Origin of the sequence: Rathayibacter sp. VKM Ac-2762 (assembly GCF_009866585.1) — a bacterium.
GTDB lineage: Bacteria > Actinomycetota > Actinomycetes > Actinomycetales > Microbacteriaceae > Rathayibacter.
In genome coordinates, this window is the sequence record NZ_CP047419.1 from 392,298 (window position 1) to 405,834 (window position 13,537).

The window sequence follows — 13,537 nt, forward strand, 5'->3', positions numbered from 1 at the left end:
CCTCCGGTCGCCGCTGGACCTGCGGGCCTGCGGTCAGGCACGGTCCGCCCGCAACGCGACGGGCCCGCCGGAACACGAGGTTCCGACGGGCCCGACCGCGTCGTGCGGACCGCGGGTCAGCGGGTGAGCGCCCGCGACAGCAGGTCGGCCTGCTCGGAGGCGTGCCGCTTGGCCGAGCCGGCCGCGGGGGAGGCCGCGGACGGGCGCGAGACCACGCGCATCGACCGGCCCAGCTTCGGAGCGACCTCGAGGGCCATGAACGGCCAGGCGCCCTGGTTCTCGGGCTCGTCCTGCACCCAGACGAGCTCCGCGTCCGGGTAGCGCTCGGCGATGCCGCGCAGCTCCTCGATCGGCGCCGGGTAGTACTGCTCGACCCGGACCAGCGCGATGCCGTCGTCGGGCTTCTTCTCGAGCTCCGCCTTGAGGTCGTAGTGGACCTTGCCGGCGTGGAGCAGGACGCGCTTCACGGCGGAGGCGTCCTGGATCCGCGCGTCGTCGATCACCGGCTGGAAGCGGCCCGAGGTGAAGTCCTCGACCGGGCTCGAGGCTCCGCGCAGCCGCAGCATCGCCTTCGGGGTGAAGACGATCAGCGGTCGGCGGGGCCGGGAGTAGGCCTGGCGGCGCAGCAGGTGGAAGTAGGACGCCGGCGTCGACGGTCGCGCGACGGTCATGTTCCGCTCCGCGCACATCTGCAGGTAGCGCTCGATCCGCGCCGACGAGTGGTCGGGGCCCTGGCCCTCGTAGCCGTGCGGGAGCAGGAGAACGAGCGACGAGCGCTGCCCCCACTTCTGCTCGGCGGAGGAGATGAACTCGTCGATCACGATCTGGGCGCCGTTCGCGAAGTCGCCGAACTGCGCCTCCCACAGCACGAGCGAGTCGGGCCGCTCCACCGAGTAGCCGTACTCGAACGCCATCGCCGCGTACTCCGAGAGCAGCGAGTCGTAGATCCAGAGCCGGGCCTGCTGCTCGGACAGGTTCATCAGCGGCAGCCACTCCTGGCCGTTCTCGCGGTCGTGGAGGACCGCGTGGCGCTGGACGAAGGTCCCGCGGCGCGTGTCCTGGCCGACGAGGCGCACCGGGGTGTCCTCGAGCAGCAGCGAGCCGAGCGCGAGCAGCTCGCCGAAGGCCCAGTCGATGGAGCCGGAGCGGCTCATCTCCTGGCGCTTCGCCAGCAGCTGCTGGAGCTTGGGGTGCACGGTGAAGCCCTCGGGCGGCGTCGTGAACGCGTCGCCGATGCGGGTGACGACCTCGGTCTTCACGCCGGTCACCTCGGGCTCGCCCGGGTAGTCCTCGCCCTGCTGCGCGTCGGGCAGCTCGAGGTCGGCCACGGAGTCGCCGTCGGCGGTGATCACGGGGATCGCGCCGGTCTGCGCGGCGTGGGTCTCGGCGAACGCGCGCTCCAGGCGGTCCTGGAAGTCCTGGTGGGCGCGGTCGTACTCCTCCTCGGTGATGTCGCCGCGGCCGACGAGCGCCTCGGTGTATAGCTTGCGGACCGAGCGCTTGGCCTCGATCAGGCTGTACATCAGCGGCTGGGTCATCGAGGGGTCGTCGCCCTCGTTGTGCCCGCGCCGGCGATAGCAGATCAGGTCGATGACCACGTCGCGGTGGAATCGCTGGCGGTACTCGAACGCGAGCTGCCCGACATGGACGACCGCCTCGGGGTCGTCGCCGTTCACGTGGAAGATCGGCGCCTGGATCGTCTTCGCGCCGTCGGTCGAGTAGATCGAGGTGCGGGCCTCGTGAGGGGGAGTCGTGAACCCGACCTGGTTGTTGATGTTGATGTGGATCGTGCCGCCGGTGCGGTACGCGCGCAGCTGCGACATCTGCAGGGTCTCGACCACCACGCCCTGGCCCGCCATCGCGGCGTCGCCGTGCACGAGGATCGGCAGCGTGGTGAAGGTGCCGATGGGCTTGCGGTCCTGCTTGGCGCGGACGATGCCCTCGAGCACGCCGTTCACGGCCTCGAGGTGCGAGGGGTTCGCCGCCAGGTAGACCGGGATCTCCTCGCCCGCCGCGCCGCGGAAGGTGCCCTCGGTGCCGAGGTGGTACTTCACGTCTCCGGAGCCCTGGACCGTGCGCGGGTCCTGGGTGCCCTCGAACTCGCGGAAGATCTGGCCGTAGGTCTTGCCGGCGATGTTGGTCAGCACGTTCAGGCGGCCGCGGTGGGCCATGCCGATCGCGACCTCGTCGAGGTGCTCGTCGGCCGCGCCCTGCAGGACGGCGTCGAGCAGCGCGATGAGCGACTCCCCGCCCTCGAGCGAGAAGCGCTTCTGGCCCACGTACTTGGTCTGCAGGAAGGTCTCGAAGGCCTCGGCCTCGTTGAGCTTGCCCAGGATGCGCAGCTGCTCGTCGTGGCCCGGCTTCTCGTAGCCGCGCTCGAGCTTCTGCTGCATCCAGGCGCGCTGCTCCGGGTCCTGGATGTGCATGTACTCGACGCCGACGGTGCGGCAGTACGAGTCGCGGAGGATCCCGAGGATGTCGCGCAGCTTGAGCTGGCGCTTGCCGCCGAAGCCGTCCGTGACGAACTCGCGATCGAGGTCCCAGAAGGTGAGGCCGTGGCTCTCGATGGCGAGGTCGGGGTGCGAGCGCTGCACGTACTCCAGCGGGTCGACGTCGGCCATCAGGTGCCCGCGGACGCGGAACGAGTTGATGAGCTCCTGCACGCGGGCGGTCTTGGAGACGCGCTCGGCGAGGTCGACGGCGATGTCCGTGGACCAGTGGATCGGGTCGTAGGGGATGCGCAGCGCGGCGAAGATGTCCTCGTAGAAGCCGCGGCCGCCGAGCAGGAGCTCGTGCACGATCTTGAGGAACTCGCCCGAGCCGGCGCCCTGGATGACGCGGTGGTCGTAGGTCGAGGTCAGGGTGATGGTCTTGCCGATGCCCAGCTCGACCAGCGTCTTCTCGGACGCGCCCTGGAACTCCGCCGGGTACTCGAGGGCGCCGGCTCCGATGATGCAGCCCTGGCCCTTCATCAGGCGGGGGACGGAGTGGACCGTGCCGATGCCGCCGGGGTTCGTCAGCGAGAGCGTGGTGCCCGCGAAGTCGCCGGCGACGAGCTTGTTGCCGCGCGCGCGCTTGACCAGGTCCTGGTAGGCCGAGAGGTAGGCCGTGAAGCTCAGCGTGTCGGCGCGCTTGATGCTCGGCACGAGCAGGGCGCGCGTGCCGTCGGGCTTGGGCATGTCGATCGCGATGCCGAGGTTGACGTGCGCCGGGGCGACGACCGCGGGCTTGCCGTCGACCTCGTCGTAGAACACGTTCTGGCTCGGGAAGTCCTTGAGCGCGCGGATGAGCGCCCAGCCGATCAGGTGGGTGAACGAGACCTTGCCGCCGCGGGTGCGGCGCAGGTGGTTGTTGATGACGATGCGGTTGTCGATCATCAGCTTCGCCGGGATCGTGCGGACGCTCGTCGCGGTGGGGATGCTGAGGCTGGCGTCCATGTTGGTCGCGAGGCTCTTCGCCATGCCGCGGAGCGGGGTGACGACGTCCTCGTCCGGCGTCGAGTCCTCGGCGGAGGGCTTGCTCACCGGAGCGTCGGCCGGGATCGGCTGCGCCTTCGGCTGCTTCGACGTGGTGCGGGAGGCGGGGGTCGACTCGGAGGAGGAGGCCGCGGCGGGATGGGTCACGGCGCCTCCGCCGCTCGACGAGACGCGCTCGGCGGCAGCGGCGGGCTTCGAGGCGGCGGGCGCGGGGGCCGCGGCGGGAGCCGGAGCCGGAGCGTCCTTGCCGGAGTTCGCGAGCTGGGCGCCGTAGCGCTCCAGGATGGGCCACCAGGACTCGTCCACCGAGGCGCGGTCGGCGCTGTACTGCTCGTACAGCTCCTCCACGAGCCACTCGTTGGCTCCGAAGTCCTCCGCGCCCTGCTCTGTTCCTGCTCCGGTCAACTGGCTCGACACAGCCGATCGCCCACTCTCTCCGTTGATTCGTCCTCGATCATCCGGACGGGCCCGTCGCATCCCTCGGCGCCTGCCACCGCGGCGGAGGAGGTCGTCCTCGCACCAGCGGGAACCGGTGCCGTCGCCTGGTCCCGTCCCGGTCGCCAAGCCTAGCCCCGTTCCCTGCACGGCCGACCCGGGGCCGCGCCGGAGTAGCGTTTCCCCCATGCGTTTCTCCGGCGGAACACCCTCAGGCGACCTCACCTACTCGGACGTCTTCCTCGTCCCCGGCCGCTCGTCGGTGACGAGCCGCCTCGACGTCTCGCTCGCCCCGGGCGACGGCACCGGGGCGACGATCCCCGTCGTCTCCTCCAACATGAACTCGGTCACCGGTCAGCGCCTCGCAGCGACGCTCGCGCGCCGGGGCGGGCTCGGCGTCCTCCCGCAGGACATGCCCCTGCAGGCGCTGGACGCCGCGATCCGCTGGGTGAAGCGCCAGCCGGTCGCCTTCTCCGGCGCCCTCACCGCCTCGCCGGCGACGACCGTGGAGGAGGCGCTGCGCATCCTGCCGGCCGTCGCCGGCCACGGCTTCGTGGTGCAGGAGGAGGGCGGCGCGATCCTCGGCTGCGTTCCGGCCGCGCGCCTGGCGACCGCGCTGCCGGACGCGCGCCTGGGCGACCTGGTGCACTCCGCCACCCCCTCGATCGACGCCGACGACGTGCCCACCGCGCGGGCCGCCTTCGACCTCATGGTGGCCGCCGACCTCGACTTCGCCCCCGTGCTGCACCACGGCGCCCTGGTCGGCACGCTGTCGCGCACCGGCGCCCTCCGCTCCACCGTCTACGACCCGGCGCTCGACGCGGACGGGCGTCTGCGCGTCGCGGCGGCGATCGGCATCAACGGCGACGTCGAGGCGAAGGCGCGCGCGCTCGTCTCCGCGGGCGTCGACGTCCTCGTCCTCGACACCGCGCACGGCCACCAGGAGGGGATGCTCCGGGCGCTCCGGACGGTCTCCGCGCTCGATCTCGGAGTGCCGATCGCGGCGGGCAACGTCGTCACGGCCGACGCGGTGCACGACCTCGTCGACGCGGGAGCGGACATCCTCAAGGTCGGCGTCGGCCCCGGCGCGATGTGCACCACGCGGATGATGACCGCGGTCGGCCGACCGCAGTTCTCGGCCGTCCTCGAGACGGCCGAGCGCGCGCATGAGCTGGGCGCTCACGTCTGGGCGGACGGCGGGGTGCGCTACCCGCGCGACGTCGCCCTCGCGCTGGCCGCGGGCGCCGCCTCCGTGATGATCGGCTCCTGGTTCGCCGGCACGATCGAGGCGCCGGGGGAGCTGCGCAGTGACGCGGCCGGCCGGGTCTACAAGGAGAGCTGGGGCATGGCCTCGGCCAAGGCGGTGCAGGAGCGCTTCGACCGCCTCGACGCCTACGAGCTCGCCCGCAAGCGCCTCTTCGCCGAGGGCATCTCCTCCTCCACCATCTACCTCGACCCGTTGCGGCCCTCGGTCGAGGACCTGCTCGACATGATCACCTCGGGGGTCCGCTCGTCCTTCACCTACGCCGGCGCCCGGAGCGTGGCCGACTTCCACGAGCGGGCGCACGTGGGCCTGCAGTCGGCCGCGGGCTACGAGGAGGGCAAGGCGCTGCCGGTCAGCTGGTGAGCGGGCGCCGCGTGCTAGAACCGAGCCCATGACCATCGTCGACAACGCCGTGTACGTCGACGGCCGCCGCATCCGGAACCCCGACTCGCTCGAGGACACCTTCGAGCTGATGCGCGACGAGCACGGCATGGCCTGGATCGGTCTCTACCGCCCGACGCGCGAGGAGGTCGAGGCGGTCGCCGAGGAGTTCGGGCTGCACCCGCTCGCCGTCGAGGACGCGCTGAGCGGGCACCAGCGGGCCAAGCTCGAGCGCTACGACGACGGGCTCTTCGTCGTGCTGCGGCCGGCGCGCTACGCGGACGCCGCCGAGACGGTCGTCTTCGGCGAGCTGCACGTCTTCGTCGGCCCCGACTTCGTGGTCACCATCCGGCACGCCGACTCCCCGGACCTCGCCCGCGTGCGCCGCCGCCTGGAGGAGGATCCGGCCCTCCTCGCCCGCGGGCCCGAAGCGGTGCTCTACGCGATCCTCGACCAGGTCGTCGACGAGTACGCGCCGGTGGTGTTCGGCGTCCAGGGCGACGTGGACGAGATCGAGGACCAGCTCTTCGGCGACGACTCGGACGACGGGCTCTCGGAGCGCATCTACCGGCTCTCGCGCGAGGTCATCCACTTCCAGCGCTCGGTGCAGCCGCTGACCGCCCTGCTGCACGAGCTGCTGCAGGAGTCGACGCCCGTGGAGGGGGAGCCCTCGCCCTCGCCGGAGCGGATCGAGCTGCGCCGCTCCCTCCGCGACGTGCTCGACCACACCATCCGCGTGACGGAGGCGGTCGACTCCCTGCGCGCGATCCTCGACAAGGCGCTCACGGTGCACTCGACGCTCGTCTCGCGCCGGCAGACCGAGACCGGGCTCGCCCAGAACGACGTGGTCCGCAAGATCTCCTCGTGGGCGGCGATCCTCTTCGCCCCGACCCTGGTGGCCGGCATCTACGGGATGAACTTCGACGACATGCCGGAGCTGCACTGGCGGCTCGGCTACCCCTGGGCGCTGGGCCTGATGGTGCTGTTCGGCTTCGCGCTCTACGCGGTGTTCAAGCGGAAGAAGTGGCTCTGAGCCGCCGCGTCGGAGCACGCCCGGCGGCGCTCCGCGGCGGGTAGACTCGGCGCCACAATGGACGACCCTCCCTCTGCGCATCCGGCCTGTTCCGCTCACTGCCGTGCTCCTCGGACTCCCGCTCGACGCTCCGGTGCCGCCGCTCCGCCGGCCCGCACCGTCCGGCCCTCCTCGCACCTCCCTCTCGTGACCGGGGGCGACCACCGTGGGAACTGAGTGGCTCCTCCTCGGCGTCGGCCTGCTGCTGACCCTGGGCACCGGCGTCTTCGTCGCCAGCGAGTTCGCGCTGGTGAACCTCGACCGGGCCGACCTCGAGGCCCGTCGCGACCGCGGCGAGACGCGCCTGGGCATGACCATCGCGGCCCTGCGCGTCACCTCCACGCACCTCTCGAGCGCGCAGCTGGGCATCACCCTCACGACGCTGCTCACCGGCTACACGATGGAGCCCGCCCTCTCGACGCTGCTCCAGGAGCCGTTCAGCGGACTCGGCATCCCGGAGGAGGCGCTCGCGCCGGTCATGACGGTGGTCGCCATCGTCATCGCGACCCTGCTGTCGATGATCCTCGGCGAGCTGGTCCCCAAGAACTTCGCCCTCGCTCTGCCGCGGGCGACCGCGAAGCTCGTCGTGCCGCTGCAGACCGCGTTCACGACGGTGTTCCGCCCGGCCGTCGCCCTGCTGAACGGCAGCGCGAACGCCCTGCTGCGCCTGGTCGGCATCGAGCCGAAGGAGGAGCTCTCGGGCGCCCGCAGCGCCGAGGAGCTCTCGAGCCTCGTGCGCCACTCCGCCAGCGCCGGACTGCTCGAGGAGGACACGGCCGACCTGCTCGGGCGCACCCTCCGCTTCTCCGCCCTCACCGCGGGCGACGTGATGACGCCGCGCCTGCGCCTGTCGACGGTCGAGCGCGCGAGCACCGCGCAGGACGTGCTCGACCTCGCCCGCACCACCGGGTTCTCGCGCTTCCCGATCACGGACGACGACATCGACGACATCGTCGGAGTCGTGCACGTCAAGCAGGCCGTCGCCGTGCCCCGCGGCAAGAGGTCCGACGTGCCGGTCACGGCGCTGCGCTCCGAGCCGCTCCGCGTCCCCGAGACCATGAAGCTCGACGTGCTGCTCACGGAGCTGCGCGGACGCGGCTTCCAGCTCGCGGTCGTCGTCGACGAGTACGGCGGGACGGCGGGCGTCGCCACGCTCGAGGACCTGGTCGAGGAGCTGGTCGGCGAGGTCGCCGACGAGCACGACCGCTCCCGGGCCGACGTGGTCAAGCTCCCCGGCTCCACCACCTTCCCCGGCATGCTCCGCCCCGACGAGGTCCTCGACCGCGCCGGCGTGCACATCCCCGAGGAGGGGCCCTACGAGACGGTCGCCGGATTCGTGATGAGCGAGCTCGGCCGCCTCCCCGCCGTCGGCGACCGGGTCGACGTCGAGGGCGGCTCGCTGCGCGTCGAGCGCCTGGACGGCCGCCGCATCGACCGCCTCCGCTTCACGCCCGACCCCGACGCGGATCCCGACGGGATCCCCGATCCGCTCGCCGACGTCGCCCGCGGACACCGCGGACGGAAGGAGTCCGACGATGAGTGACTGGGCCGGAATCGCCTGGCTCGTGGTGCTCCTCGCCGCGAACGCCTTCTTCGTCGGAGCGGAGTTCGCGGTCATCTCCGCGCGCCGCTCCCAGATCGAGCCCCTCGCGGAGAGCGGACGCCGCAGCGCGATCACCGCGCTCGCCGCGATGGAGCACGCCACACTGATGCTCGCGACCACGCAGCTGGGCATCACCGTCTGCTCGCTGCTGATCCTCAACGTGAGCGAGCCGGCGATCCACCACCTGCTCGAGGTGCCGCTGCACGCCGTCGGCATCCCCGACGAGCTCTCCGGCACCGTCGCCTTCGTCATCACGCTGCTGATCGTGTCGTTCCTGCACGTGGTGCTCGGCGAGATGGTCCCCAAGAACATCTCGTTCTCGATGCCCGACCGCGCCGTGCTCCTCCTGGCGCCGCCGCTCGTCGCCATCGCCCGGGTCCTCCGCCCGATCATCGTCGCCCTCAACGCGGTCTCGAACGGAGTGCTCCGCCTCTTCAAGGTGGAGCCCAAGGACGAGGCGAACAGCACCTTCACGCTCGAGGAGGTGCAGACGATCGTCGACCAGTCCACCCGCGAGGGCACACTCCGCGACTCGACCGGGACCCTCCTCGCCGCGTTCGAGTTCACCGAGAAGAAGGTCCACGACGTCGCCCTGCCCCTCGACGGGATCGTCAGCCTCCCCAGCGGAGCGACCCCCGCCGACGTCGAGCGCGCCGTCGCCAAGCACGGCTTCTCGCGCTACGTGATCCTCGGCGAGGACGGCACCCCCGAGGGCTACATCCACCTCAAGGACGTCCTCGACCTCGACGGCGACACGGAGGGCGCCAAGTTCCGCCTCCCCGTCCCCGCCAAGCGCATCCGCCAGCTCGCCTCGATCTTCGAGGCCACCGACCTCGAGGACGCCCTCGCGATCATGCGGCGCACCGGCGCCCACCTCGCCCGCGCGTTCGACGAGCAGGGCCGCGCCACCGGAGTGCTGTTCCTCGAGGACATCATCGAGGAGCTCGTCGGCGAAGTCGACGACGCCACCCGCCGCTAGGCGCGGGCCGTGGAGGGGCCGTCTGCGGCGTTGTCGTCGGGCGCGATACCGCCGGTATCGCTTCCTCCTCCGCCTTGCATCCGACCCCTCCTCGGCCCGCGCCCGCGGGTGCTGGAGGGGGCGTTGTCGTCGGGCGCGATACCGCCGGTATCGCTTCCTCCTCCGCCTTGCATCCGACCCCTCCGCGGCCCGCGCCCGCGGGTGCTGAAGGGGGCGTTGTCGTCGGGCGCGGTACCGCCGGTATCGCTTCCTCCTCCGCCTTGCGACTGCCCCCTCCAGCACCCGCGCCCCTCTGGAGCAAGGGGAGAGGGGTGCGGCTGCGCCGGCACCAGTGCGCTGCGCCGGCACCAGTGCGGCTGCGGCGGCACCGGGCGGCTCCGTCGCAGGGCGACGTAGGGTGGCGGGATGGGTGAGCGGGTCGGGACGGCGGAGGCGGCGCGGAGCATCAGGGTGCCGCGGGAGGACGACGACAAGTACACGCGCGGGGTGCTGGGGATCGCGACCGGGTCGGAGCGGTACCCGGGAGCGGCGGTGCTCGGCGTCGAGGCGGCGGTGCGGACGGGAGTCGGCATGGTCCGCTACCTCGGACCGGAGCGGCCCGCGGGACTGGTGCTCGCCCGGCGGCCGGAGGTCGTGACCGCGGTGGGACGCGTGCAGGCCTGGCTCGTCGGCTCCGGCACCAGCGCCGAGGACCGCAGCGACGAGGAGCGGCGCACCCTGATCGAGCAGCTGCACTCGGGAGTCCCGGTGGTGCTCGACGCGGGCGCGCTCGACCTGATCGACGAGGCCGCAGGCCCGGTCGTCATCACGCCGCACTACCGCGAGCTCGCCGGAGTGCTCGATCGAGCGGGCCTGGACGCGGACGCCGCGACGATCGCCGAGGCCCCGGGGGAGTGGGCGCGCCGGGCGGCGGACCGCCTCGGGGTCTGCGTGCTCCTCAAGGGCGGCACCACCCACGTCGTCGCGGGCGGCGTCGAGCTCGAGGTCTCCGGATCCACGCCCTGGCTGGCGACCGCGGGCAGCGGCGACGTCCTCGGCGGCGTGCTCGGCGCACTCCTCGCCGGTCGGGCCGCGGACGCCGAGGCGGCCGGGGCGACTCTGACCGCGGAGGACCTCGCCCCCGTGGCCGCCGCGGCCGCCGTCCTGCACGCGGAGGCCGGACGGAGCGCCTCCGCCGGCGGCCCGATCGCCGCGCTCGACATCGCGGAGCACCTGCCCGGAGTGGTCGCCGCACTCCTGCGCTGACACGCCCGTCGGACGAGCGCTGAACCGAACCGGGACCGCCGCCGTTGTCCTGGAGGAAGCGACGCCCGCGGCCCGGCTCACCGGCTCCGCACCGCCGCCTCATCGGGTGCTCGAAGTGAGCACCTCTACCGTCGGATCCGCCGCGTCCGCCTTGACCAGGAGAACAGACATGACCGCGAAGACCACGACTCCCGCCCGCTACGCCCTGACCCTCCTCGCCGGCGCCGGCACCCTCGCCGCGCTCGCCGCCTGCTCCAGCACCACCACGACCGGGAGCGACGCCGCCGACGCGGCGACCACCACCGCTCCGAGCACCGCCACCAGCTCCGCCCCCGAGGCCACCGGCGCCGCGTCCTCCGCCGCGAGCGGCAGCAGCTACGCCGACGGCACCTACGAGGCCGAGGGCGCCTACACCTCGCCCGGAGGGAACGAGAAGGTGGGCGTCTCGCTGACCCTCGCCGACGGCGTCGTCACCGACGTGACCGTGACCCCGGAGTCGGAGAACCCCACCGGCCAGCAGTACCAGTCGCGCTTCGCGGGCGGCATCGCGGGCGAGGTCGTCGGCAAGCAGCTCGACGAGCTGAAGGTCTCCAAGGTGTCGGGGTCCTCCCTCACCTCCGGCGGCTTCAACGACGCCGTCGAGACCATCAAGGCCGATGCCACGGCCTGACGCCTCGACGGTCCTCGGCCACGCGTGGCGGTTCGACGCGATCGGCACCGGCTGGCAGATCGACACCGCCGAGCCGCTCGAGCCCTCCCACCGCTCGCGGGTCGAGGCGCGCATCGCGGAGTACGACCGCACCTGGTCGCGGTTCCGTGACGACTCCGCCGTCTCGCAGCTGCGGGTCGGAGGCGAGCACGTCTTCCCCGACGAGGCGGCCGACCTCTTCGCACTGTACGACGTGCTCGACGAGCTGACCGGCGGGGCGGTCACCCCCTTCGTCGGCGGCTCTCTCGAGCAGCTCGGCTACGACTCCGCGTACACCCTCGTCCCGCGCGGACCCGCCGTCCCCGCTCCCTCCTGGGCCGCCGCCCGACGCGGGGCGGCGGGACTGCGGGTCGAGCCCGGGACCGTCGTCGACGTCGGCGCCGCGGGCAAGGGCCAGCTCGTCGACCTCGTCCTCGAGGAGCTCGACGGAGTCGGGCCCGCCGTCGTCGACGCGAGCGGCGACCTCCGGGGCATCGGAGCCGGACCCGTCCGGGTCGGCCTCGAGCACCCGTGGGACCCGAGCAGCGCACTGGGAGTGGCGGTGCCCGGCGACCGCGCGCTCTGCGGCTCGGCGAGCAACCGCCGCGCCTGGGGCAGCGGCCTCCACCACGTCCTCGACGGGCGGACCGGAGCTCCGGTCGAGAGCATCGTCGCCGCCTGGGCGGTGGCCGACACGGCCCTCGTCGCCGACGGGCTCGCGACCGCGCTGTTCGTCTGTCCGCCCGAGGCCCTCGCCGAGCGCTTCGACTTCGAGTTCGTCCGCGTCCGCAGCGACGGCACCCTCCACTACTCGCCTTCCTTCCCCGGAGAGGTCTTCCGATGATCGGCACCCTCGACCGCGCCCTCGGCCGCGTCACCACCTACCGGCTGGTCTGGATGACGCTCGCCGCGCTCCTGCTCGTCGCCGTCGGCTACGCCGCAGCCGGCCTGATCTTCTCGACGCCGCTCGAGATCCTCGGCACGACGCTCGTCGCCGTCGCCTCGACGGCCCTGGTCAGCGCGGTCCTCGCGCGGCTGTTCCGCAGCCGCGCGCACCTGGAGTCCTCGCTCGTCACCGGTCTGCTGATCGCCTGCCTGCTCTTCCCGACGGCCGATCCTCGCGGGCTCGCCGTGATCGCGCTCGTCGGCGCGATCGCCGCCGCGTCCAAGTACGTCCTGGCCTGGCGGGGCCGCCACCTCTTCAACCCGGCCGCGGTCGCCGTGCTGATCATCGGCTTCACCGGGCTCAACGCCGGAGCCTGGTGGATCGCCAGTGGCGCGATCTGGCCGTTCGTCGTCGTGGGTTCCCTCCTGATCGTCGCGCGGGTCCGCCGCTGGGCCGTCTTCGCCGTCTTCGTCGTCGTCGCCGGCGGGGTGTCCGTGCAGCAGGCGGTGCAGAACGGCCAGGACCTCGGCGCCGCGGCGGCTCTGGTCCTCACGGCCTACCCCTTCGTCTTCGCCGGCGCCTTCATGCTGACGGAGCCGCTCACGCTCGCGCCGCGCCGCTCGCAGCAGCTGATCATCGCGGTCGTCGCAGCGCTCGTGGCGAGCGTCCCCTTCCACATCGGCGTCGTCTCCGCCACTCCGGAGCTGGGCCTCGTGGTCGGCAACGCCCTCGCGTTCGCCTTCGCGTTCCGCCAGCGTCGGCGGCACACGCTCGAGCTCGCCTCGACCCGCGTGCTGGCGCCGGGCATCGCGGAGTACCGCTTCCGCTCCCGCTCGCCGCTGACCTTCGAGCCGGGCCAGTGGCTCGAGCTCGACCTGCCGCACCGCGCCGACAGCCGGGGCAGCCGGCGCACCTTCTCGGTCTCCTCCGCTCCGTCCGACGGCGAGATCGCGATCGCCCTGCGGATGCCGGAGAAGGCGAGCAGCTTCAAGCGCGCCCTCGCCGCGCTGGAGCCCGGCGACTCGCTCCGGGCGACGAGCGTCGGCGGTGACTTCGTCCTGCCGGCCGATCCCGCCGTGCCGCTGCTGCTTGTGGCGGGCGGCATCGGGATCACCCCGTTCGCCAGTCAGCTCCGCTCGCTCGCGGACGGTCCGCGGCGCGACGTCGTCGTCGTGGTCGCCGCGCCGAGCCTCGCCGAGGTCGCGTACCGCGACCTGCTGCAGGAGTCGGGGGCCCGGGTCGTGCTCTGCTCGAAGGAGGCGCCGACCGACCTGCCCGCACGGTGGTCGCACGTCACAGGCCGACTGACCGCCGAGCTGCTCGCGGACGCGGTGCCGGACGCCGGCCGCCGCGTGGGCTACGTCTCCGGGTCGCCGTCGTTCGTCGACTCGGTCCGCGGCGCCCTGCGCGGTGCCGGGGCGAAGCGGGTCCGCACCGACGCGTTCGCCGGCTACTGAGTTCATCGGGTCGCGACGCCGTCTGCTGACGCCCGGCGGCGACCGACGCCG

9 protein-coding genes are annotated in these 13,537 nt (G+C 72.7%); 8 read left to right on the forward strand and 1 reads right to left on the reverse strand.

Annotated elements, in window-relative coordinates; all coding sequences use genetic code 11:
* Positions 1 to 116: 116 nt before the first annotated feature.
* Positions 117 to 3,893, reverse strand: coding sequence for a multifunctional oxoglutarate decarboxylase/oxoglutarate dehydrogenase thiamine pyrophosphate-binding subunit/dihydrolipoyllysine-residue succinyltransferase subunit (locus GTU71_RS01930; protein WP_208543605.1), 3,777 nt, complete (start codon positions 3,891 to 3,893; stop codon positions 117 to 119).
* A 205-nt stretch (positions 3,894 to 4,098) separates the two neighbouring features.
* Here GTU71_RS01930 and GTU71_RS01935 point away from each other — a divergent pair, with 205 nt between their 5' ends.
* The 8 genes from GTU71_RS01935 to GTU71_RS01970 all read left to right on the forward strand — a co-directional run bounded on the left by GTU71_RS01935 (position 4,099) and on the right by GTU71_RS01970 (position 13,486).
* Positions 4,099 to 5,538 carry a GuaB1 family IMP dehydrogenase-related protein gene (locus GTU71_RS01935; RefSeq protein ID WP_104246650.1) on the forward strand — a complete coding sequence of 480 codons (1,440 nt, stop codon included), beginning with the start codon at positions 4,099 to 4,101 and terminating at the stop codon, positions 5,536 to 5,538.
* 28 nt (positions 5,539 to 5,566) lie between these two features.
* Positions 5,567 to 6,589: a magnesium/cobalt transporter CorA gene (gene corA, locus GTU71_RS01940; protein WP_104224113.1), complete on the forward strand. Its 1,023-nt coding sequence runs from the start codon at positions 5,567 to 5,569 to the stop codon at positions 6,587 to 6,589.
* A 205-nt stretch (positions 6,590 to 6,794) separates the two neighbouring features.
* Positions 6,795 to 8,171, forward strand: coding sequence for a hemolysin family protein (locus tag GTU71_RS01945; protein WP_104225499.1), 1,377 nt, complete (start codon positions 6,795 to 6,797; stop codon positions 8,169 to 8,171).
* Positions 8,164 to 9,210, forward strand: coding sequence for a hemolysin family protein (locus GTU71_RS01950; protein WP_104224111.1), 1,047 nt, complete (start codon positions 8,164 to 8,166; stop codon positions 9,208 to 9,210). Before GTU71_RS01945 ends, GTU71_RS01950 begins: the two co-directional genes overlap by 8 nt.
* Positions 9,211 to 9,615: 405 nt before the next feature.
* Positions 9,616 to 10,455 carry an ADP/ATP-dependent (S)-NAD(P)H-hydrate dehydratase gene (locus GTU71_RS01955; RefSeq protein ID WP_159939184.1) on the forward strand — a complete coding sequence of 280 codons (840 nt, stop codon included), beginning with the start codon at positions 9,616 to 9,618 and terminating at the stop codon, positions 10,453 to 10,455.
* 169 nt (positions 10,456 to 10,624) lie between these two features.
* Positions 10,625 to 11,125: an FMN-binding protein gene (locus tag GTU71_RS01960; protein ID WP_104224453.1), complete on the forward strand. Its 501-nt coding sequence runs from the start codon at positions 10,625 to 10,627 to the stop codon at positions 11,123 to 11,125.
* Positions 11,112 to 11,987 (forward strand): FAD:protein FMN transferase, encoded by an 876-nt coding sequence (locus tag GTU71_RS01965; RefSeq protein ID WP_159939185.1) that lies wholly within the window; start codon positions 11,112 to 11,114, stop codon positions 11,985 to 11,987. The genes GTU71_RS01960 and GTU71_RS01965 overlap by 14 nt, the downstream gene beginning before the upstream one ends.
* Positions 11,984 to 13,486: an oxidoreductase gene (locus GTU71_RS01970; protein WP_159939186.1), complete on the forward strand. Its 1,503-nt coding sequence runs from the start codon at positions 11,984 to 11,986 to the stop codon at positions 13,484 to 13,486. Before GTU71_RS01965 ends, GTU71_RS01970 begins: the two co-directional genes overlap by 4 nt.
* Positions 13,487 to 13,537 lie beyond the last annotated feature (51 nt).

Coding starts and splice junctions, on each gene's coding strand:
- GTU71_RS01935 (WP_104246650.1), top strand. CDS start 4,099: ATGCGTTTCTCCGGCGGAACACCCTCAGGCGACCTCACCTACTCGGAC.
- corA (WP_104224113.1), top strand. CDS start 5,567: ATGACCATCGTCGACAACGCCGTGTACGTCGACGGCCGCCGCATCCGG.
- GTU71_RS01950 (WP_104224111.1), top strand. CDS start 8,164: ATGAGTGACTGGGCCGGAATCGCCTGGCTCGTGGTGCTCCTCGCCGCG.
- GTU71_RS01955 (WP_159939184.1), top strand. CDS start 9,616: ATGGGTGAGCGGGTCGGGACGGCGGAGGCGGCGCGGAGCATCAGGGTG.
- GTU71_RS01960 (WP_104224453.1), top strand. CDS start 10,625: ATGACCGCGAAGACCACGACTCCCGCCCGCTACGCCCTGACCCTCCTC.
- GTU71_RS01965 (WP_159939185.1), top strand. CDS start 11,112: ATGCCACGGCCTGACGCCTCGACGGTCCTCGGCCACGCGTGGCGGTTC.
- GTU71_RS01970 (WP_159939186.1), top strand. CDS start 11,984: ATGATCGGCACCCTCGACCGCGCCCTCGGCCGCGTCACCACCTACCGG.